Origin of the sequence: Pseudosulfitobacter pseudonitzschiae (assembly GCF_900129395.1) — a bacterium.
GTDB lineage: Bacteria > Pseudomonadota > Alphaproteobacteria > Rhodobacterales > Rhodobacteraceae > Pseudosulfitobacter > Pseudosulfitobacter pseudonitzschiae.
In genome coordinates, this window is the sequence record NZ_FQVP01000001.1 from 452,852 (window position 1) to 471,532 (window position 18,681).

The 18,681-nt window shown below is 61.8% G+C and carries 19 protein-coding genes; 10 read left to right on the forward strand and 9 right to left on the reverse strand.

Translation table 11 applies throughout. The annotated features are described in order from the left end of the window. Nucleotides 1-72 precede the first annotated feature (72 nt). Complete coding sequence (locus BUC08_RS02145; RefSeq protein WP_037921024.1) at nt 73-1,056, forward strand: DUF808 domain-containing protein; 984 nt, start codon at nt 73-75, stop codon at nt 1,054-1,056. Between the two features lie 96 nt (nt 1,057-1,152). Here BUC08_RS02145 and tkt read toward each other — a convergent pair whose 3' ends face one another. Further along, nucleotides 1,153-3,171 (reverse strand): transketolase, encoded by a 2,019-nt coding sequence (gene tkt / locus BUC08_RS02150; RefSeq protein WP_037921022.1) that lies wholly within the window; start codon nt 3,169-3,171, stop codon nt 1,153-1,155. A gap of 259 nt (nt 3,172-3,430) precedes the next feature. Here tkt and BUC08_RS02155 point away from each other — a divergent pair, with 259 nt between their 5' ends. Beyond that, complete coding sequence (locus BUC08_RS02155; protein WP_037921021.1) at nt 3,431-3,940, forward strand: hypothetical protein; 510 nt, start codon at nt 3,431-3,433, stop codon at nt 3,938-3,940. Next, nucleotides 3,940-4,344, forward strand: a complete 405-nt coding sequence (locus BUC08_RS02160; RefSeq protein ID WP_037921019.1) for a cell division protein ZapA — start codon at nt 3,940-3,942, stop codon at nt 4,342-4,344. Before BUC08_RS02155 ends, BUC08_RS02160 begins: the two co-directional genes overlap by 1 nt. Nucleotides 4,345-4,550: 206 nt before the next feature. Here BUC08_RS02160 and BUC08_RS02165 read toward each other — a convergent pair whose 3' ends face one another. The 4 genes from BUC08_RS02165 to BUC08_RS02180 form a co-directional block, all read right to left on the reverse strand. Beyond that, the gene (locus BUC08_RS02165) at nt 4,551-5,069 is read right to left on the reverse strand and encodes a GNAT family N-acetyltransferase (protein WP_037921015.1); all 519 of its coding nucleotides are present in this window, start codon (nt 5,067-5,069) and stop codon (nt 4,551-4,553) included. 112 nt (nt 5,070-5,181) lie between these two features. Continuing rightward, the gene (grxD, locus tag BUC08_RS02170) at nt 5,182-5,544 is read right to left on the reverse strand and encodes a Grx4 family monothiol glutaredoxin (protein WP_037921013.1); all 363 of its coding nucleotides are present in this window, start codon (nt 5,542-5,544) and stop codon (nt 5,182-5,184) included. Continuing rightward, a complete protein-coding gene (locus BUC08_RS02175) occupies nt 5,541-5,786 on the reverse strand; it encodes a hypothetical protein (RefSeq protein ID WP_028956241.1) in 246 nt (81 codons plus the stop codon). The genes grxD and BUC08_RS02175 overlap by 4 nt, the downstream gene beginning before the upstream one ends. 7 nt (nt 5,787-5,793) lie before the next feature. Next, on the reverse strand, nt 5,794-6,036 hold the full coding sequence (locus tag BUC08_RS02180) for a BolA/IbaG family iron-sulfur metabolism protein (protein WP_037921011.1): 243 nt from the start codon (nt 6,034-6,036) through the stop codon (nt 5,794-5,796). Between the two features lie 161 nt (nt 6,037-6,197). Here BUC08_RS02180 and BUC08_RS02185 point away from each other — a divergent pair, with 161 nt between their 5' ends. The 6 genes from BUC08_RS02185 to BUC08_RS02210 all read left to right on the forward strand — a co-directional run bounded on the left by BUC08_RS02185 (nt 6,198) and on the right by BUC08_RS02210 (nt 14,337). Continuing rightward, nucleotides 6,198-7,166, forward strand: coding sequence for an XdhC family protein (locus tag BUC08_RS02185; protein WP_037921010.1), 969 nt, complete (start codon nt 6,198-6,200; stop codon nt 7,164-7,166). Further along, nucleotides 7,163-8,176: a molybdopterin-binding protein gene (locus tag BUC08_RS02190; RefSeq protein ID WP_037921008.1), complete on the forward strand. Its 1,014-nt coding sequence runs from the start codon at nt 7,163-7,165 to the stop codon at nt 8,174-8,176. The genes BUC08_RS02185 and BUC08_RS02190 overlap by 4 nt, the downstream gene beginning before the upstream one ends. 105 nt (nt 8,177-8,281) lie before the next feature. Beyond that, nucleotides 8,282-8,767, forward strand: coding sequence for a (2Fe-2S)-binding protein (locus BUC08_RS02195; protein ID WP_037921004.1), 486 nt, complete (start codon nt 8,282-8,284; stop codon nt 8,765-8,767). A gap of 98 nt (nt 8,768-8,865) precedes the next feature. Further along, nucleotides 8,866-11,226, forward strand: coding sequence for a xanthine dehydrogenase family protein molybdopterin-binding subunit (locus BUC08_RS02200; RefSeq protein ID WP_037921003.1), 2,361 nt, complete (start codon nt 8,866-8,868; stop codon nt 11,224-11,226). 101 nt (nt 11,227-11,327) lie between these two features. Then, nucleotides 11,328-12,116, forward strand: coding sequence for an FAD binding domain-containing protein (locus BUC08_RS02205; protein WP_037921002.1), 789 nt, complete (start codon nt 11,328-11,330; stop codon nt 12,114-12,116). A 193-nt stretch (nt 12,117-12,309) separates the two neighbouring features. Then, nucleotides 12,310-14,337 carry an OmpA family protein gene (locus BUC08_RS02210; protein WP_037921000.1) on the forward strand — a complete coding sequence of 676 codons (2,028 nt, stop codon included), beginning with the start codon at nt 12,310-12,312 and terminating at the stop codon, nt 14,335-14,337. 541 nt (nt 14,338-14,878) lie between these two features. On the opposite strand, the gene infC is transcribed toward BUC08_RS02210, so the two are convergent. Then, nucleotides 14,879-15,433, reverse strand: a complete 555-nt coding sequence (infC, locus tag BUC08_RS02215; RefSeq protein WP_318011044.1) for a translation initiation factor IF-3 — start codon at nt 15,431-15,433, stop codon at nt 14,879-14,881. A 200-nt stretch (nt 15,434-15,633) separates the two neighbouring features. Between infC and BUC08_RS02220 the strand changes: the two genes are divergently transcribed. Next, nucleotides 15,634-16,464 (forward strand): hypothetical protein, encoded by an 831-nt coding sequence (locus BUC08_RS02220; protein ID WP_037920995.1) that lies wholly within the window; start codon nt 15,634-15,636, stop codon nt 16,462-16,464. Between the two features lie 83 nt (nt 16,465-16,547). Here BUC08_RS02220 and BUC08_RS02225 read toward each other — a convergent pair whose 3' ends face one another. The 3 genes from BUC08_RS02225 to BUC08_RS02235 form a co-directional block, all read right to left on the reverse strand. Continuing rightward, nucleotides 16,548-17,405, reverse strand: coding sequence for a ferredoxin--NADP reductase (locus BUC08_RS02225; protein WP_037920987.1), 858 nt, complete (start codon nt 17,403-17,405; stop codon nt 16,548-16,550). 72 nt (nt 17,406-17,477) lie between these two features. Beyond that, nucleotides 17,478-17,900, reverse strand: a complete 423-nt coding sequence (locus BUC08_RS02230) for a DUF934 domain-containing protein (RefSeq protein ID WP_037920985.1) — start codon at nt 17,898-17,900, stop codon at nt 17,478-17,480. Beyond that, complete coding sequence (locus BUC08_RS02235; RefSeq protein WP_037920982.1) at nt 17,897-18,667, reverse strand: phosphoadenylyl-sulfate reductase; 771 nt, start codon at nt 18,665-18,667, stop codon at nt 17,897-17,899. The genes BUC08_RS02230 and BUC08_RS02235 overlap by 4 nt, the downstream gene beginning before the upstream one ends. Nucleotides 18,668-18,681: the final 14 nt, after the last annotated feature.

Genomic DNA, 18,681 nt, shown 5'->3' on the forward strand with positions numbered 1-18,681 from the left:
TGCTGCGTTTGCACGTTTGTCTTTCGCCCGGTCAGTGTTAGCTCTGTAGCCAGGCAGTTTGAAAGGAACGACATGAGCGGATTACTGGCCCTATTGGACGACGTGGCAGCGATTGCCAAAGTGGCGGCTGCCTCGGTCGATGATGTGATCGGGCAGGCGGCCAAGGCCAGTGCCAAGGCGGCCGGTGCCGTAATCGACGATGCCGCGGTGACGCCAAAATATGTGACCGGTTTTGCCGCCGAACGCGAACTGCCGATCATCTGGCGGATCGCCAAGGGGTCGCTGCGCAACAAGCTGCTGTTCCTGCTGCCTGCGGGTCTGGCGCTGAACCAGTTTGCGCCATGGGCGATCACGCCGCTGTTGATGCTGGGCGGCTGTTACCTGTGTTTCGAAGGGGCCGAAAAGATCGCCCATGCGGTCGGTGTCGGCGGCAAGGGCCACGAGGACCATCCAAAGGCAAAACAAGAAATCGTCGATCCCGCCCATCTGGAAGAGGAAAAAGCCAAGGGCGCGATCAAGACAGATTTCATCCTGTCCGCCGAAATCATGACCATCACGCTGGCCGCGATCCCCGAAAGCAACTTCTGGATGGAAGCGGCGACGCTGGCCGGGGCTGCGATCATCATCACGCTGGTGGTCTACGGCTCGGTCGGGTTGATCGTCAAAGCGGACGACCTGGGTCTGGCGATGGCCAATCGCGGGCGTCTGGGGCTGACGCAGGCGCTGGGGCGCGGCATTGTCCGGGCGATGCCGTGGGTGTTGAAAACGCTATTGGTGGTCGGCACTGCGGCGATGCTGTGGGTTGGGGGCAACATCGTTATTCACGGGCTTGAAGTGCAGGGCTATGACACGCTGGGCCACTTTACCCACGACTGGGCTGCGGCAGCGGGTCATGCGGTCAGCGAAAGCTGGCGCGGGGCGGTCGAATGGACGACCAAGGCGGCGATGGACGGTGTGTTCGGTCTGGGGCTGGGTCTGGTGCTGATCCCGATTGGCGAAAAGATCATCACGCCGATCTGGCGGGCCGTGTTTCATCGCGAAAAGAAAGCGGCCTGAGCCGCGCCGCCATCGTGCTTCTTTCGGTACAAAAGAAAAACGGGCCGGTCAGGGATGTCCTGACCGGCCCGTTTCTTTCCGTAACCCGGTATCAGATCAAAGCAGCGCCTTGGCCTTGGCCACGACGTTTTCTGCGGTGATCCCGAATTTTTCGAACAACTCTTCCGCAGGGGCCGATGCGCCGAACCGGTCCATGCCGACAAAATCGGCCTTGCCCGCGCGGCCACGTTCGCCCAGCAACCACTGGTCCCAGCCTTGGCGCACGGCGGCTTCGATGCCGATGCGCACGGCGCTGCCCGCAGGCAGAACCTTGCGGCGATAGGCTTCGTCCTGCTCGGCAAACAGCTCCATACAGGGCATGGACACGACGCGCGTGCCGATCCCGTCCGCCTGCAGCGCCTCGCGGGCTTTCAGCGCAACCTCGACCTCGGAGCCGGTGGCAATCAGGATCACCTGACGCTTGCCCTCGGCCTCGGCCAGAACATAAGCGCCCTGAGCGGTGAGGTTCTTGTTCTTGTGCTCGGTCCGCACGGTCGGCAGGCCCTGACGGGTCAGCGACAGAACCGACGGCGTGGTTTTCGAGGTCAGCGCGACCTCCCAGGCCTCGGCGGTCTCGATGGTGTCGGCGGGACGGAACACATAGGTGTTAGGCGTTGCACGGCTGATCGCCAGATGCTCGACCGGCTGGTGGGTCGGGCCGTCTTCGCCCAGACCGATGCTGTCGTGGGTCATGACGAATACCGTCGGCACCTGCATCAACGCTGCCAGACGCATGGCGGGGCGGGCGTAGTCGGTGAAACACATGAACGTGCCGCCATAGGGGCGCATCCCGCCGTGCAGCGCCATGCCGTTCATCGCCGCCGACATGCCATGTTCACGGATGCCCCAATAGACGTAGCGGCCCTTGCGGTTGTCCACGTCAAAGACGCCCAGATCACCGGTCTTGGTGTTGTTCGAACCGGTCAAGTCAGCCGAACCGCCCACGGTTTCCGGCATGATCGGGTTGATCACTTCCAGCACCTTTTCGCTGCTGGCGCGCGTGGCCAGCTTGGGCGCGCTTTCCGACATCTGCTTTTTGAACGCCTTGATGGTCGCGCTCAGCTTGCGCGGGGCGTCCAGCGCATAGGCGCGTTCAAACTGGGTGCGCTTGGCGTTGCTGATCGCTTCCATGCGGATTTGCCACTCGGCATGTTCCGCAGCACCACGTTTGCCGATGGCTTCCCACGCCGCTTTGACATCGGCAGGAATTTCGAAGGGGCCGGTGGTCCATCCATAAGCAGCCTTTGCCGCCGTCAACTGTTCCGGATCGGTCAGCGCACCGTGCCCTTTCGAGGTGTCTTGCGCCGCGTGGCCCAGGGCGATGTGCGTCTTGCACGCGATCATCGTGGGCTTGCTGCCCTTCTTGGCCTGCGTCAGGGCGGCGTCGATTTCGTCGGGGTTGTGGCCGTCGATCTCGATCACCTGCCAGCCGGCGGATTTGAAACGCGCCACCTGATCGGTGCGGTCGCTCAACTCAACGGTGCCATCGATGGTGATGTTGTTGTTGTCCCACAGCACGATCAGCTTGCCCAGCTTGTGACGGCCCGCAAGGGTGATCGCCTCTTGGCTCACACCTTCCATCAGGCAGCCGTCGCCCGCGATGACATAGGTATAGTGATCGACAACCTTGCGCCCGTACTGCGCGCGCTGCATTTCTTCGGCCATGGCAAAGCCGACCGAATTGGCAATGCCCTGACCCAGCGGGCCGGTGGTGGTTTCAATCGCATCGGCCAGGAAGTTTTCCGGGTGGCCCGCCGTGCGTGCGCCCATCTGGCGGAAATTCTTGATCTCTTCGATGGGGAACTGTGCGTCGCCCACAAGATACAACAGCGAATACAGCAGCATCGAGCCGTGGCCTGCCGACAGGATGAACCGGTCGCGGTCCGGCCAGTTGGGGGCAGAGGCGTCAAACTTCAGGTGTTTTTCGAACAAAACGGTGGCAACATCAGCCATGCCCATCGGCATGCCCGAGTGACCGGAGTTGGCAGCGGCGACCGCGTCCAGGGTCAGCGCACGGATGGCGGTGGCTTTGGACCAGTGGTCAGGGTTGGCGTTTGCAAGTGCTTTGAGATCCACGGCAGCAGTCCTTTGGCTGGAAATGGCGAGCTTGCCACGTTCCATATCAGCCCAAGGGCAGGGGTCAAGCGCCCGAGGCCATCCGCGCGGTCTTGCACATCAACGCCTGCCCGCAAGTCGTTGATCGCAAAGAGGGCGAATTTTGGGTACCGTTTCGCTAGACTTTGCCTATTGGGGGCCGCCCGAGCGATTCGCCGGTGGCCAAAGCGTGAAAAACGATAGAGAAACGGTACAAGCCGAACGCAAACAGGGACGACGGATGAGCGATATAATCGAGTTGCAGCGCCGGATCATGGCCGCGATGGACCGTGTGGCCAGCGGGCTGGGAGAATTGTCAGGCAGCGGGGGGGGCGACGCGGCCACCCAGCAGGCGCTGGAAGACGAAAAGATTGTCAACGCACAGCTGACGGAGCGCATCCGGATGCTGAGCCAGCGTCACGAGAACGATATGACAAAGCTGCGCGAGACAACCGAGAGCACGCAGGCGCAACTGGCGAAGCTGGACGCGGACCTGCAAAAGCTGCGCAAGGCCAACGCGCAACTGTCGCAGTCCAATCAGGCGCTGCGCGATGCCAATGCCGCAGGCGTGGCCGAGCCGCACCTGATCAACAAGGCGATGATGGCCGAGCTCGAGGCGCTGCGCGCGGCCCGTGCGGCGGACATCTCGGAAGCCAATACGATCATCGCGGCGATGACACCCCTGTTGCAGGATGCACCCGGTGGCGAACCTGCCGCAGCAGCCCAAGCCAAGCCAGAAGGAGACGCCTGATGCCCGAAGTGATCATTACCATCGGGGGCCGCCAGTTCGAAGTGGCCTGTCAGGAGGGCGAGGACGCCTATCTGCATTCCGCCGCCAAGATGCTGGACGACGAGGCCAAGGTGCTGTCCGATCAGGTGGGCCGGATGCCCGAGGCGCGGATGCTGCTGATGGCGGGCCTGATGCTGGCCGACAAGACCGCCAGCGTCGAGGACCGCGTGGCCGAGATCCAGGCCAAGCTTGCCGAGCGCGAGGCGGAGCTGGAAGGGCTGCGCAACCAAGTGATCGAGCCCGAGCGGATCGAGGTCCCGGTGGTGCCGCAATCGGTGACGGACACGCTGGCCGAACTGGCCGCCCGCGCCGAGTCGCTGGCCGAAGAGGTGCAGGAGCGGCTGGACGGGACATACGAAGGATAGGTATCCTTTTCGATCAAAGGCTTGATAGATCAATCTAAGGTGATTTTTCGCGCCCGACCGCCCGTCACGCCGAAGGCGTGCCTAAGACAGTGGGCGCACCTTTGGTGCGACGGTCGGGCGCTGCCCTATGTGGCAAGGTCGTTCTGGGCTTTTTCAGACCTTCCTCACAGACCGAGAATGCAAGGTCTGCGGCCGTGAAATATGCTTTATTGAACTGAACCCAACCGATAGGCATAAACGTTGTTCAGATAGCCCTCGTCGCCGATACGAAAATGCGTTTCGCCAACTTTCTCAAAGCCTTGGGACAGGTAGAATGCGATAGCCGGATCATTTCCGGCATTGGTTGTCAGCCAGACAGATTGAACATTGCAAGCGCGGCAATGGTTCAGAGCTGCCTTCAGAAGCTGTGTCCCGATCCCTTTGCCATGATGGCGCGGTTGCACATAGAATGTCGCAATCTCCATGTCAGAACACCCTTCAACGGGTGCCACGCTTGATGAGGCGACACATATAAATCCGTCGATCCCCTCTGCATTGTCGGAAACAAGGATGAACCGGTCAGGATCGTCGATCAGCGCAGCGATCTTTGCGGTGGTAAACTGTTCCAGAACGTAGTCCGCAAAGAACCTGTTCACCCCGCGTTTCAGATAGGTGCCAACCCAAACCTCGATCGAGATTGCCGCGATGCTGGATGCATCTGAGATGTCGGGTGCGCGTAAAGCCATAGGCGCAGAAAAACCAAGTTTGATCGGACCTTCAAGGCCGATCTGCGATGTCCGTCCAAACGCAAAAGGGCCAGCCCAAGGCCAGCCCTTTCAACGTCAATCCAAAACCGTCTCAGCCGTTGGCTTCGCGGATCTTTTCTGCGGCGTCCTTGTCGTAAGCCACGCCGTTCTGTTCGAACAACGTGTCCAGCTCGCCGGACAGGGTCATCTCGGTGATGATGTCGCAGCCGCCGACGAATTCGCCCTTTACGTAAAGCTGCGGGATCGTGGGCCAGTCGGAATAATCCTTGATGCCCTGGCGGATACCGTCATCGGCTAGCACGTTAACGTCGGTGAACTCGACGCCCATATAGTTCAGCACCCCGGCCACACGGCTGGAAAAGCCGCATTGCGGCATGGTTTTGGTGCCCTTCATGAACAGCACAACGTCGTTGCTGGTCACGGTCTCTTTGATTTGCGTTGTTGCATCGGTCATTTGCGTTTGTTCCTTGGGACAAAGGTTTTTGCGTATTCCTGCGGGTCGCGCGGCACCTTGAAGCTGTAAGAGTGTCCGCCTCCGGCCCCGCCGGAGTGATAGTTGGCTTCGACCTCGTGATAGCCCGTACCGGGATCAGAGCCGCGTTCGCTGTCTTTGTGGTGCCGGATCGACTGGGCCGCCCTGAGCACCGCAAACAGCAGCACCGCGCCGCTTAATACGATGATGAGGGTCAGGTCCATGGCGGGCTTACTCCGGCGCCTTGGTGGTCAGGGCCAGCGCGTGCAATTCGCCTTGGCTGCCATCCATCTTGCCCTTGAGGGCGGCATAGACGGCGCGTTGTTGCTGCACGCGGTTCTGGCCTTTGAAAGACGCATCAATCACCTCGGCGGCATAGTGGTTGCCGTCCCCCGCAAGGTCGGTGATCGTGATCTTGGCGTCAGGAAAGGACAACCGGATCAGGTCTTCGATGTCCTTGGCTTGCATGGCCATATGCGGCTCTCCAGTCTGGTCGTGATGTTCTCTCTAGATTTAGGGGCCATGAGGGGACTGTGCAAGCGACTAAGCTTGCGGGCGGCACGCGGGCTGCTTAGCTTGCGGTCAGACGGGACGTGCGGGCCGCGCGATTGCGGGGTACGTCAGGGAGAATGCGCATGGATATTTTTGAGAATGCACCCGAATTGGCGCTGGACTGGCACCGCGCAGGGCGCGGGGCGGCGCTCGCCACCGTGGTCGAGACATGGGGCAGCGCGCCGCGTCGCACAGGCGCGATGCTGGTGGTGTCGGGTGACGGCGAGATGATGGGCTCGGTCTCGGGCGGCTGCGTCGAGGGCGCTGTGGTGATGGAGGCGCAGGACGCGCTGGCCGACGGCAAGCCCCGCCTGCTGGAATATGGCGTCAGCGACGGCGATGCCTTTGCCGTGGGACTGGCCTGTGGTGGCAACATCCGCATTCTGGTGGAACCTGTGGGGGCGGCGCTGGACGAAAGCGTTCTGGAACAGATCGTGCAGGCAAGGGCGGCGCGGCGGCCTGTGGCCTATGTGGTCAACACGGCCGATTGGTCGCGCTCTGTGGTGGCCGAGGGGCACGAGAGCCGTTTTGCCATGGACCGATCGGGACTGGAGGAGGACGGCAGCACCTTTGTGCACATCCACAACCCGCCCTTGCGGCTGATCGTGGTGGGGGCGGTGCATATCGCGCAGGCATTGCTGCCGATGGCACGGATTGCGGGATACGATCCCGTGGTGATTGATCCGCGTGGGGCATTTGGATCGCAAGCGCGCTTTCCCGGCGAGACGATCCTGGACGACTGGCCTGACGAGGCGTTGGACAATGTCGGGTTGGACGCGCGCACGGCGCTGGTCCTGCTGACCCATGACCCCAAGCTGGACGATCCGGCGCTGCACCGTGCGCTGAACTCAAAGGCGTTCTATATCGGCGCACTGGGGTCGAAACGCACCCATGCGTCGCGTGTGGCCCGTTTGCAGGAGGCAGGCTTTGACGACACGGCCATCGCACGGATCAAGGGGCCGGTGGGGCTGGACATCGGTGCCGCCAGCCCGCCCGAGATTGCGGTGTCGATCCTGGCCCAGATGGTGCAGGCGCTGAGGCGCGGCGCATGATCTTTGGAGACGTGCCGCTGGATCAGGCCGAGGGGGCGATCCTGGCCCATTCGATGCCTGCGGTCAAAGACGGCCAGCCGCACCGGATTGCCAAGGGCACGGTGCTGACCGCCGACCACCTGCGCGCATTGGCGGAGGCGGGGCGTGATCACGTGGTGGTGGCACGACTGGGGGCCGACGACATCGAGGAAAACGCCGCCGCGCTGGAACTGGCGCAGGCGCTGGTGCCCGACGCCGCGACGCAGGGCCTGCGGATCTCGGGGGCTGGTGCCGGGCGGGTAAACCTTTATGCCACCACGCCCGGCGTGGCGGTGATGGATGTGGCTGCGATAAATGCGCTGAACGCGGTGCATCCGATGATCACGCTGGCCACCGTTCCGCAATATCACCGTTGTGACGCCGGTGGCATGGTGGCGACGATCAAGATCATTGCCTATGGCGTGCCGCGCGAGGCATTGGCGCAGGCCGCGACAGCGGGCCGCGCTGCGCTGCACATCGCGCCGCCCCGTTATGCCACGGCGACTCTGGTCGAAAGCCAGGTGGCCGGTGCCACGCCATCGACCAAGGGGCGAGAGGCCATGGCCGGACGGCTGGAGCGTCTGGATATGACGCTGACCCCCCGCGTCGTCTGTGACCATACAACCGAAGCGCTGGCGCAGGCGATTGCGCAGGCTGCCGGTGACGTGGTGTTGGTGCTGACAGCCTCGGCCACCTCGGACCCTGACGATGTCGCCCCACAGGCGCTGCGCGTGGCGGGGGGGCAGGTGGCGGCCTTTGGCATGCCGGTTGATCCGGGCAACCTGTTGTTTTTCGGAGCCATCGGAGACAAGCCGGTGATCGGCCTGCCGGGTTGCGCGCGGTCGCCTGCGTTGAACGGGGCCGACTGGGTGCTGGAACGGCTGGTGTGCGGTCTGACCCTGGATCAGGGTGACATTTCTGCAATGGGCGTGGGCGGTTTGCTCAAGGAAATTCCCACGCGTCCGCGCCCCCGCAGCGCATCAAAGCCCTGAGACAGTTCACGCTGTTTTGTCGCGAGCCTCCCGAAGATAGCAGTTTTCAAACCGCAGGTTGCGTGCTTAACTTCGAACAATGGAGACGAAATCAGGGAGATCATCATGACACAGGTCAATATGACTGTGAACGGCAAGGCGGCGTCGGGCGATGTCGAAGGCCGGACACTGCTGGCGCAATTCTTGCGTGACTCACAGGGGCTGACCGGCACCCACGTCGGCTGCGATACCAGCCAGTGCGGCGCCTGTGTCGTGCATGTGGATGGCAAGGCGGTGAAATCCTGCACCATGCTGGCGCTGGAAGCCGACGGGGCCGAGGTCAGCACCATCGAAGGTCAGGCCAATGCGGATGGATCGCTGAACGTGATCCAGCAGGCGTTTCAGGACCACCACGGCCTGCAGTGCGGTTTCTGCACCCCCGGCATGGTGATGAGTGCGGCGGCGCTGTTGAAAGACAACCCCAAGCCCACCGAGACCGAAGTGCGCGACTATCTGGAGGGGAACATCTGTCGCTGCACGGGATACCACAACATCGTCAAAGCGATCCTCGCGGCATCCGGTCAGGATGTCAGCGCCATCGCCGCGGAATAATCTGAAATCAATTGGGGGCCAGCCCCCAAACCCCCGGGATATCGAATGCCAGAAGAAAAGGGGGCGCGGGAGAGGGTCGCATTTAGGGAGGACTAAATATGCCAAAAGACGGAGGCATCGGCGCCAGCTCGAAACGGCGTGAGGACATCCGGTTTCTGACGGGTGCGGGAAATTACACCGACGATATCAACCTGCGTGGACAAGCCTATGTGTTTTTCCTGCGCTCGGATATCGCGCACGGGACGATCAACAATATCGACACATCGGCGGCTGAGGGGATGCCGGGTGTTGTGAAAATCTTTACCGCCGAGGATTTTGCGGGCGTGGGCGGAATGCCATGCGGCTGGCAGGTCACCGACAAGCACGGTGAAGTCATGCAGGAACCGGGGCACCCGATTCTGGCCACCGGCAAGGTCCGCCACGTCGGAGAGCCAATCGCCGCCGTCGTCGCCGAGACCTTGGGACAGGCGCGTGATGCGGCCGAGGCCATCGATGTGGACATCACCGAACTGCCTGCGGTGATCGACATGAAGGATGCGCTGAAGACCGACGCACCCAAGGTGCATGACGATCTGAAGAACAACCTTTGCTATGACTGGGGCTTTGTCGAGGAGAACAAGGCCGCCGTCGAAGAGGCGTTCCAGAAGGCGGCGCATGTCACCACGCTGGAATTGCGCAACAACCGTCTGGTGGCCAACCCGATGGAACCGCGCGTGGCAGTGGGTGATTTTGCCCGCGGCACCGGCGAGCACACGCTGTACACAACCAGCCAGAACCCCCATGTGATCCGTCTGTTGATGGGCGCATTTGTTCTGGGCATTCCCGAACACAAGCTGCGGGTCGTCGCACCGGATGTGGGCGGCGGCTTTGGCACCAAGATCTTCCACTACCAGGAAGAGGCGTTCGTGACCTTTGCGGCCAAGGCGTGCAACCGTCCGGTCAAATGGACATCCAGCCGGTCCGAGGCGTTCATGTCGGACGCCCATGGCCGCGACCACGTGACCACGATCCAGCTTGCGCTGGACGCGGACAACAACTTTACCGCGCTGCGCACGGACACATATGCGAATATGGGCGCGTACCTCAGCACCTTTGCGCCGTCGGTGCCCACATGGCTGCATGGCACGCTGATGGCAGGGAACTACAAGACCCCGCTGATCTACGTGAACGTCAAGGCGGTGTTCACCAACACCGTACCCGTTGACGCCTATCGTGGTGCCGGACGGCCCGAGGCGACGTTCCAGCTGGAGCGGGTCATCGACAAGGCCGCGATCGAACTGGGCGTGGATGCGATCGAGCTGCGCCGCCAGAACTTTATCACCGAGTTCCCCTATGCCACCCCTGTGGCAGTGGAATATGACACCGGCGATTATTTTGCGACGATGGACAAGCTGACCGAGATTGCGGATCTCGCCGGGTTCGAGGCCCGCCGCAAGGAGAGCGAAGCGCGTGGCAAGCTGCGGGGCCTTGGCGTGAACTGTTATATCGAGGCTTGCGGCATCGCGCCCAGCAACCTTGTCGGGCAGTTGGGCGCACGGGCCGGTCTGTACGAAAGCGCCACGGTGCGGGTCAATGCGACCGGCGGGCTGGTCGTGATGACGGGCAGTCACAGTCACGGGCAGGGCCACGAAACCGCGTTCCCGCAGGTGATCGCCGAGATGATCGGCATTGACGAAAGCATGATCGAAATCGTGCATGGCGACACGGCCAACACGCCGATGGGCATGGGTACCTATGGATCGCGCTCTATTGCGGTGGGCGGGTCGGCCATGGTGCGCGCGACCGAAAAGATCATCGCCAAGGCCAAGAAGATCGCCAGCCACCTGCTGGAAGCCTCGGAAAGCGACATCGAGTTGAAGGACGGCGCGTTCAGCGTGGCCGGCACCGACAAGTCGGTTGCCTGGGGGGATGTGACGCTGGCCGCTTATGTGCCGCACAACTATCCGCTGGAGGACATCGAACCGGGGCTGGAAGAGACGGCGTTTTACGATCCGTCCAACTTTACCTATCCCTCGGGTGCCTATGCCTGCGAGGTCGAAGTGGACCGTGACACGGGGCAGGTGACCATCGAACGGTTCTCGGCTGCGGACGACTTTGGCAACATCATCAACCCGATGATCGTGTCGGGTCAGGTGCATGGCGGCATTGCCCAAGGGATCGGGCAGGCCTTGCTGGAAAACTGTGCCTACGACGAGAACGGTCAGCTTCTGAGCGCGTCCTATATGGATTACGCCATGCCACGTGCCTATGACATGCCGTTCTTCTCGGTTGACCATTCCTGTCAGACGCCGTGCACGCACAACCCCTTGGGCGTGAAAGGCTGTGGCGAGGCCGGGGCCATCGGCTCGCCGCCTGCGGTGGTGGGGGCCGTGGTCGATGCGCTGCGCTCGGCAGGCAAGGATGTCACGCACGTCGATATGCCGCTGTCACCGTCGCGCGTTTGGGCGGCGATGCAATAAGCTGAAGGGTGGTTCGGGGGCCAGCCCCCGGACCCCCGGGTTATTTTGGGCCAACAGACCCGGCAAAGCCGTTTCTTTGGCCACATGGAAAGGACGCAGGAATGTATAACTTTGATTTTGTGAAACCCGCGACGGTGGACGAGGCCGTCAAGGCGCTGGCCGACGACGAGGCACAGGCGCTGGGCGGCGGTCAGACGCTGATCCCCACGCTGAAACAGCGGCTGGCCAGCCCGTCAAAGCTGGTCAGTCTGACCGGTATTGCCGAGATGAAGGGCGTGTCGAAACAAGGCGACACGGTCGTGATCGGCGGCGGCACCACCCACCGCACGGTGGCGGAAGAGGCGGCAAGCGCCTATCCGGGGCTGGCGGACCTGGCCGGTCGCATTGGTGATCCCGCAGTGCGCAACCGGGGCACCATTGGCGGGTCGCTGGCCAACAACGATCCCTCTGCCTGCTATCCGGCCGCCGCACTGGGATCGGGCGCGACGATTGTCACCAACAGCCGCGAGATCGCGGCGGACGACTATTTCCAGGGCATGTTCACAACCGCGCTGGAAGAGGGTGAGATCATCACCGAAGTGCGCTTTCCGATCCCGAAAAAGTCGGCCTATGCCAAGATCGCACAGCCTGCCTCGCGGTTCCCGCTGGTGGCGGTGTTCGTGGCGCAATACGCCGACGGTGTGCGTGTTGCCGTGACCGGGGCGTCGAACAACGGTGTCTTCCGGTGGTCCGAGGCCGAGGCGGCGCTGTCGGGCAACTTTGCGGCCGATGCGCTGGACGGGCTGACCGTGGCCAGCGACGATATGATCGGTGACCTGCATGGCACGGCTGCCTATCGTGCACATTTGGTAGGCGTCATGGCAAAACGGGCCGTGGCTGCAGCAAGCTGACAACCAGCGCGTGAACATGAGCGGGCCCTCGCCGATGGCGGGGGCCTTATTTGTTTGAAAAACCGCAATTATTCCGGCTGATATTGAATAACAAAGCCCCATAGCCCCACCTTTCTTGGGAACGCGCAACTGCCTTTCCGCGTTGGAGCGGCAGAGCGTTGAATGTTCGAGCGCATAAAGAAAGGTCGAAAAGATGAAATCTATTCTTAAACGAACGACAGCTATGGTGTTGTGCACTGCCCTTATGGTGCCGGTGCCAAGCTATGCACAGGTCGCGGCCCAAGGCGAAACCCAGGGTGACGCGCAGCTGAAGCTGGACGAAAACGGCATCGCGATCGAAGCGGACGCTTCTGCGGATGCAGAGGCTTCGGCCGATGCGGCGGACGAGGTTCAGGCCACGGACGACGAAGCCACAAAAGCCGAGAAGAAAGCTCGCAAGGCCGAACGCAAAGCTGCCAAAGCTGCTGAAGCCGCCGAGGCCGCAACTGCGGAAGCCGAGGCCAAGCTGAAGGCCGAAGCCGACGCGGATGCCGCTGATGCGGATGCGGCGGTTGCCGAAGCGGCGGCTGCCGAAGCCGAGGCGAAGGCCAAGGAAGAACGCGCCGCACGCAAGGAACAGCAGCGCGCTGAAAAGGCGGCACAGGCCGATGCTGACGCCCAGCAAGCGGATGCTGATGCAGCGGCCAAAGCCGAGGCAGATGCAAACGCCAAGGCTGCGATTGAAGCGCAAGCAGATGCAGACGCCAAGGCCACTGCAGAAACGCAAGCCGACACCGGCGCAACGCCCGAGCCTGTGACCGAAACCCAAGGCACTGCCGCAACAGATGCAGATCCTGATGAGGTGGCCAAGGCAGAGCGCGCAGCCCGCAAGGCAGAGCAACGCGCTGCGAAGGAAGCCGAGGCCAAAGCTGCGGCCGAAGCAGCAACAGCTGAAACCCAAGCTGAAACCGAAAGCGATACCGCGACGGACACGACTGCTGACACCACGGCTGATACAGCGACAGGCACGAATGCCGACGCTGATCTGGACGCCGAGGCCATAGCCAAGGCGAAGGAAGAGCGCGCTGCCCGCAAGCAGGCCCAGCGTGAGGACAAAGCTGCTGAAGAAGAGCAGGCGGCGATGACCGAAGAGGAAAAGGCCAAAGAGGCGAAAATCGAAGAACGCCGCGCGGCCCGTCAGGAAGAGCGTCAGGCTGCCCGTAAGGAAGCCGCAGCCGCTCAGGAAGAAGCCGAAGCCGAGAACGTCGTCGAGGAAGTCGTGACCGAAGAAAATTCGCGTTCGAGTGACGAAGACTTTGACACCAAAGCCAACGCATCTGCTGCCATCGAAGAAGACAGCGGCGGTCTGAGCAAGTTTGAAAAAGCGTTGCTGGTCGGTCTTGGTGCCGTGGTTGTCGGCAAAGTGCTGAGCAACGGTGACGAAGTCGTGTCAAACTCGGGCGACCGTGTGGTCGTGCGTCGTGACGGCGACCTGCGCGTTCTGAAGAGCGACAACGAATTGCTGCGCCAGCCGGGTTCGGACGTGCGCACCGAGCAGTTCAACGACGGTTCGACCCGCACCACGGTCACCCGTCAGGATGGCAGCCAGGTGGTCACGATCGCCTCTGCTGACGGTACGGTTGTGGAACGTTTCCTGCGTCGCACCGATGGCTCGGAGATCACATTGATCGACGATACCCGCGATGTAGAGCCCGTGTCCATGTCGTTCCTGGAGACACGCACCGACCGCACCACCCCCGCGGCGAGTGCAGATGATGTGGCTGCGTTGCGTTCGGCCTTGTCCGCGCAACAGGGCAACACATCGGGTCGGACGTTCTCGCTGAGCCAGGTGCGCGAAATCCGTGCCGTGCGCGAGTTGGTGCCAACGATCGAGCTGAACAACGTTACCTTTGACACCGGGTCGGCAGCTATTCGTGCCTCGCAGGCCGAAGAGTTGGCAGAAGTGGGTGGGGCCATCGTGGACGCGATTGAGCAAGACCCAAGTGCGATTTTCCTGATTGAAGGTCACACAGATGCGGTGGGCGACGATGCCTATAACCTTGCGCTGTCTGACCGTCGTGCGGAAACCGTGGCGCTGGCGCTGACCGAGTATTTCGACGTTCCGCCGGAAAACCTGATCACGCAAGGCTATGGTGAAAGCGCGCTGAAGATCCGCACCCAGGCCGCCGAACGGGCCAACCGTCGTGCCGCCGTGCGCAACGTGACTTCGCTCATGCGTTAATCTGCAGTCACAAGAAAACAAAAAGGGCGCTGCTTCGTGCAGCGCCCTTTTGCATTGGGATGATGGGGGATCAGCCTTTGGAGGCGACCGGCCTTAACCCTTGGATACGACCGGCCCGTTCAGCATAACCATCTGGCGGCCTTCTCAGAGTCCGGCATGGCCGGGCGCGTCAGAAGGCCGCTTTTGTTGGAAAGGCTGTTCGGCCTTAACCCTTGGATGCGACCGGCCCGTTCAGCATAACCATCTGGCGGCCTTCTCAGAGTCCGGCATGGCCGGGCGCGTCAGAAGGCCGCTTTTGTTGGAAAGGCTGTTCGGCCTTAACCCTTGGATACGACCGGCCCGATCAGCATAACCATCTGGCGGCCTTCTCAGAGTCCGGCATGGCCGGGCGCGTCAGAAGGCCGCTTTTGTTGGAAAGGCTGTTCGGCCTTAACCCTTGGATGCGACCGGCCCGATCAGCATGACCATCTGGCGGCCTTCTCAAAGTCCGGCATGGCCGGGCGCGTCAGAAGGCCGCTTTTGTTGGAGAGGCTGTTCGGCCTTAACCCTTGGATGCGACCGGCCCGATCAGCATGACCATCTGGCGGCCTTCCATCTTGGGAAAGTTCTCGATCTTGCCCACGTCCTTGGTGTCTTCGGCGACACGTTCCAGCAACTCGCGGCCCAGGTTCTGGTGTGCCATTTCGCGGCCACGAAAGCGCAGGGTGATCTTCACCTTGTCGCCGTTTTCCAGGAATTTGAACACGTTGCGCATCTTGACCTGATAGTCATTGGTATCCGTGTTGGGACGGAACTTGACCTCTTTGATCTCGATGATCTTTTGTTTCTTGCGGGCTTCGCTCTCGCGTTTCTGCTGTTCATATTTGAACTTGCCGAAATCCATGATCTTGCACACGGGCGGCACAGCATTTGGCGAAATCTCGACCAGGTCCAGCCCTGCCTCTTCGGCCATCGCCATCGCGCGGGCCGGTGTTACGACACCGACGTTCTCGCCCTCGGCGCCGATCAGGCGGATTTCATTGGAACGGATTTTCTCATTGATGCGCGGGCCGGTTTCACGTTGCGGCGGCGCGTTATGTGGTCTGCGAGCGATGATGTAGGTCCTTTGATCATTGCAATATTTTCAAGGTGTCAAACTAGACCCAGCCCTGTCTGCATTCAAGGCGCAAAACGGCATCGAGGACAGGAAACGACGGAAATTCCCCTTGCACCGGTTCCAAACAGTGCGCATCTGAGGCTTAATGAACTGCGCGGGGCGCGGGTCTTGCTGCGAATGGACTATCAGAGGACTTTGAAATGAAAAACCTGTTGTGGATTGTTGTGGCTGCTGTGATTGCCATTGGCGGCTATCTTTTGTGGTCGGGTCGTAGCATTCAGGAGGTCGCAACAGAAGCGGCTGACGCCGTGAATGCACCTGCCGCGCTGGACAGCGCATCGGATGCGGCGGGCACTGCTGCCGAAGTGACCGAAGGTGCCGTTGCGGAGGCTGTCGAAGCCGCAAGCGAAGCGGGCACTGCGGTTGCCGAAGCTGCAAAAGATGCATCCGAAGCCATTGCCGACACCGCATCTGCAGCGGGTGAAGCCGTTTCCGATGCAGTTGACGCCGTTTCGGAAAGCGCAAAGAAAACCGCTGAGGAAGCCGCCGCTGCGACAAACGACGCGGCAGAGGCCACCGAAGACATGGCATCGGAAGCGGCGACAGCGACAGAAGAGGTTGTGACGGAAACACCGGCCACCACGACTGAAACATCGACCGATACCACGACATCGACGGACACCACCGCCACCACATCGACCGATGGTGCCGCTGCATCCGCTGACACAGCGACAACCGAAACCAACGACACCACCACCGCCGTTGCCGAAGGCACCGAAGGCGCGTCGGTCTCGGTGGACATGAACACCGAGGCAGAGGCCGCAGCCGATGTTCCGACCGATCCGGCGTCGATGGCCGAACTGCTGACCGTTGAGGGTTTCGACTATGACAAGGTCAGCGCGATGGTCGAACAATCCGATCTGGGTGCCGTGCAGAAGAAACTGTTGACCAGCGGTCTGGAAAAAGCCCGTGACAACCCCGAAGCTTTGAAGCTGATGCTGGCGCAAATCCGTGAAGCGATGGGCATGTAAGGTCCGTCACTCAAGGCTGAAACAGGAAAACCGCGCCCTGATCGGGGCGCGGTTTTTTCATGTCCGGCAAGGGGTTAGGGCGCTTAGACGCCGTCGCCCACGAATGCTTTCTCGATCACGTAGTGACCCGGCTCGCTGTTGGCGCCTTCTTTCAGGCCATAGCCTTCCATCAGCGCCTGGATGTCCTTGTTGAACGCCAGCGATCCACAGACCATGGCGCGGTCGGTTTTCGGAGAAATCGCCGGCACGCCCAGATCGGCAAAGACGGTGCCGTTCTCGAGCAGCGTTGTGATGCGGCCCATCTTGGGGCTCTGCTCGCGCGTTGTGGTGGGATAATAGCGGATCTTGGCCAGGTTCTCGGTGCCGATCAGTTCCTGCATCAGCTCATCTGCTTTCAGATCCTCGATCAGTTTGGCACCATAGGCCAGCTCGGCAACATCGCGGCAGGTGTGGGTGATGATGACCTCGTCGTAATCCTCATAGGTCTGCGGTTCGCGCAGCAGCGACGCAAAAGGGGCAAAGCCGGTGCCGGTCGAGAAGAACCACAGCCGTTTGCCGGGCAGCAGCGCATCGTGCACCAGCGTGCCGACAGGCTTGGGGCGCAGGATGATCTCGTCGCCCACCTGGATGTGCTGCAGTTTCGATGTCAGCGGACCGTCCGGCACCTTGATCGAATAGAACTCCAACTCGTCATCCCACGCGGGCGACGCGATGGAATAGGCACGCAACAGCGGCTTTTGCTTGCCGGTCTCGGGGTGCGGGTCGCCCATCAGGCCGATCATCACAAATTCACCCGACCGGAACCGCAGCGACGCAGGGCGCGTCACGCGGAAGGAAAACAGGCGATCTGTCCAGTGGGTCACCGATGTGACGGTCTGGGCATCGGGCAAGGTGGGGGCCTTGACGGCGGCAGCTTGGTTCACGGGTGTTTGCTCGGTCATTTGTTCACATTCACGCAGGCATCGGAGCTGCGCGCCTTCTTGATAACGGGGAGGGCGAATGGGCGAAAGGCGTCAGATGGCCGCGTTGGTCTGGCCACGCAGGCGGGCCTGATAGTCGTGGGCCTGCCAGTCGGCGCGGAACAGCCATTGGTCTTCGGGCTGGCGGGCGGCCAGCGTCTGGCTGATTTCCACCTCGTCAAAGCCACAGCGGCGTGCCATTGCGTATTGGTCGGCGATCACGTGGCCACGGGCACGCAAGCGGCCCGTATAGCCGCGCAGACGCAGCAGCCGCGCAATGGTGAACCCGCGTCCGTCGTGCGAGGACGGAAAATCAACGCGCACCATTTTCAGGCTGGACGACAGGGGAATGTCGGCGGGGTTGGTGTCGCTGGGCACGTCCAGTGCGGTCACGTCGTTTGTGGCCTCGCCAAAGGCGGTATAGCCCTGTTCCCAGGTGTCCGGGCCAAATCCGGTGTCTGTCACGATAATGCTCATTGTTGTGCTCCTGTGCGAACCATCTTGCCGTCGACAAAGTGAATGCCGCATTCGTCTTTTTGTGAATTCCGCCACCGTCCGGCGCGGGGGTCTTCGCCTTCGGCCACGGGCGATGTGCAGGGGGCACAGCCAATGGACGGATAGCCCTGCGCCACCAGCGGGTGACGGGGCAGGCGGTTTTCGGTCATGTATTCGCGCACGTCTTCCGGGGTCCAGCGGGCCAGGGGATTGACCTTGATCCGTGCCCCTGTGGGGGCCTCTTCGACCTCGAAAAACTCCAGCTGGGCGCGCTGGCCCGACTGGTAGCGCTTGCGTCCGGTGATCCAGCCACCATGACCCGCCAGCGCATTTTGCAGCGGGCGCGTCTTGCGCAGCGCACAGCAGGCGTCGGTGTCGAACTGATGCAGCGTGCCGTCGGGGTCTTCGATGTGCAGCTCGTGGTCGTCGGCGCGGATGATGCGCAGGTCTTTCAGGCGCAGCCGTTCGGCCACCTCTTGTTGATAGACCAGCGTTTCGGTGAACAGCATTTCGGTGTCGATGAACAGCACCGGCACGGATGGGTCAACCATCGCCACAAGGTGCAGCAGCGCCACCGATTCCGCGCCAAAGGACGACACGAGTGCCAGACCTTCGATTTCGTTCACGGCCGCGCGCAACACATCCGTTGCGCCGTGGTGGCGCAACCGGTCGTTCAGCTCTGCCGCCTGACGGTGCAGGTCCGCAGAGACCTGGTCCCGCGGCAGAGTGTCCTTGGCTAGATGAAGCATGGGTTTCACTTTTG

What these genes read in the sequence shown, in the direction of transcription:
- BUC08_RS02200 (WP_037921003.1), top strand. Translation starts at nt 8,866, where the DNA reads ATGCCAAAAGACGGAGGCATCGGCGCCAGCTCGAAACGGCGTGAGGAC.
- BUC08_RS02220 (WP_037920995.1), top strand. Translation starts at nt 15,634, where the DNA reads ATGAAAAACCTGTTGTGGATTGTTGTGGCTGCTGTGATTGCCATTGGC.
- BUC08_RS02205 (WP_037921002.1), top strand. Translation starts at nt 11,328, where the DNA reads ATGTATAACTTTGATTTTGTGAAACCCGCGACGGTGGACGAGGCCGTC.
- grxD (WP_037921013.1), bottom strand. Translation starts at nt 5,544, where the DNA reads ATGACCGATGCAACAACGCAAATCAAAGAGACCGTGACCAGCAACGAC.
- BUC08_RS02145 (WP_037921024.1), top strand. Translation starts at nt 73, where the DNA reads ATGAGCGGATTACTGGCCCTATTGGACGACGTGGCAGCGATTGCCAAA.
- BUC08_RS02190 (WP_037921008.1), top strand. Translation starts at nt 7,163, where the DNA reads ATGATCTTTGGAGACGTGCCGCTGGATCAGGCCGAGGGGGCGATCCTG.
- BUC08_RS02210 (WP_037921000.1), top strand. Translation starts at nt 12,310, where the DNA reads ATGAAATCTATTCTTAAACGAACGACAGCTATGGTGTTGTGCACTGCC.
- BUC08_RS02195 (WP_037921004.1), top strand. Translation starts at nt 8,282, where the DNA reads ATGACACAGGTCAATATGACTGTGAACGGCAAGGCGGCGTCGGGCGAT.
- BUC08_RS02155 (WP_037921021.1), top strand. Translation starts at nt 3,431, where the DNA reads ATGAGCGATATAATCGAGTTGCAGCGCCGGATCATGGCCGCGATGGAC.
- BUC08_RS02185 (WP_037921010.1), top strand. Translation starts at nt 6,198, where the DNA reads ATGGATATTTTTGAGAATGCACCCGAATTGGCGCTGGACTGGCACCGC.
- BUC08_RS02225 (WP_037920987.1), bottom strand. Translation starts at nt 17,405, where the DNA reads ATGACCGAGCAAACACCCGTGAACCAAGCTGCCGCCGTCAAGGCCCCC.
- BUC08_RS02165 (WP_037921015.1), bottom strand. Translation starts at nt 5,069, where the DNA reads ATGGCTTTACGCGCACCCGACATCTCAGATGCATCCAGCATCGCGGCA.
- BUC08_RS02160 (WP_037921019.1), top strand. Translation starts at nt 3,940, where the DNA reads ATGCCCGAAGTGATCATTACCATCGGGGGCCGCCAGTTCGAAGTGGCC.
- BUC08_RS02175 (WP_028956241.1), bottom strand. Translation starts at nt 5,786, where the DNA reads ATGGACCTGACCCTCATCATCGTATTAAGCGGCGCGGTGCTGCTGTTT.
- BUC08_RS02235 (WP_037920982.1), bottom strand. Translation starts at nt 18,667, where the DNA reads ATGCTTCATCTAGCCAAGGACACTCTGCCGCGGGACCAGGTCTCTGCG.
- BUC08_RS02180 (WP_037921011.1), bottom strand. Translation starts at nt 6,036, where the DNA reads ATGGCCATGCAAGCCAAGGACATCGAAGACCTGATCCGGTTGTCCTTT.
- BUC08_RS02230 (WP_037920985.1), bottom strand. Translation starts at nt 17,900, where the DNA reads ATGAGCATTATCGTGACAGACACCGGATTTGGCCCGGACACCTGGGAA.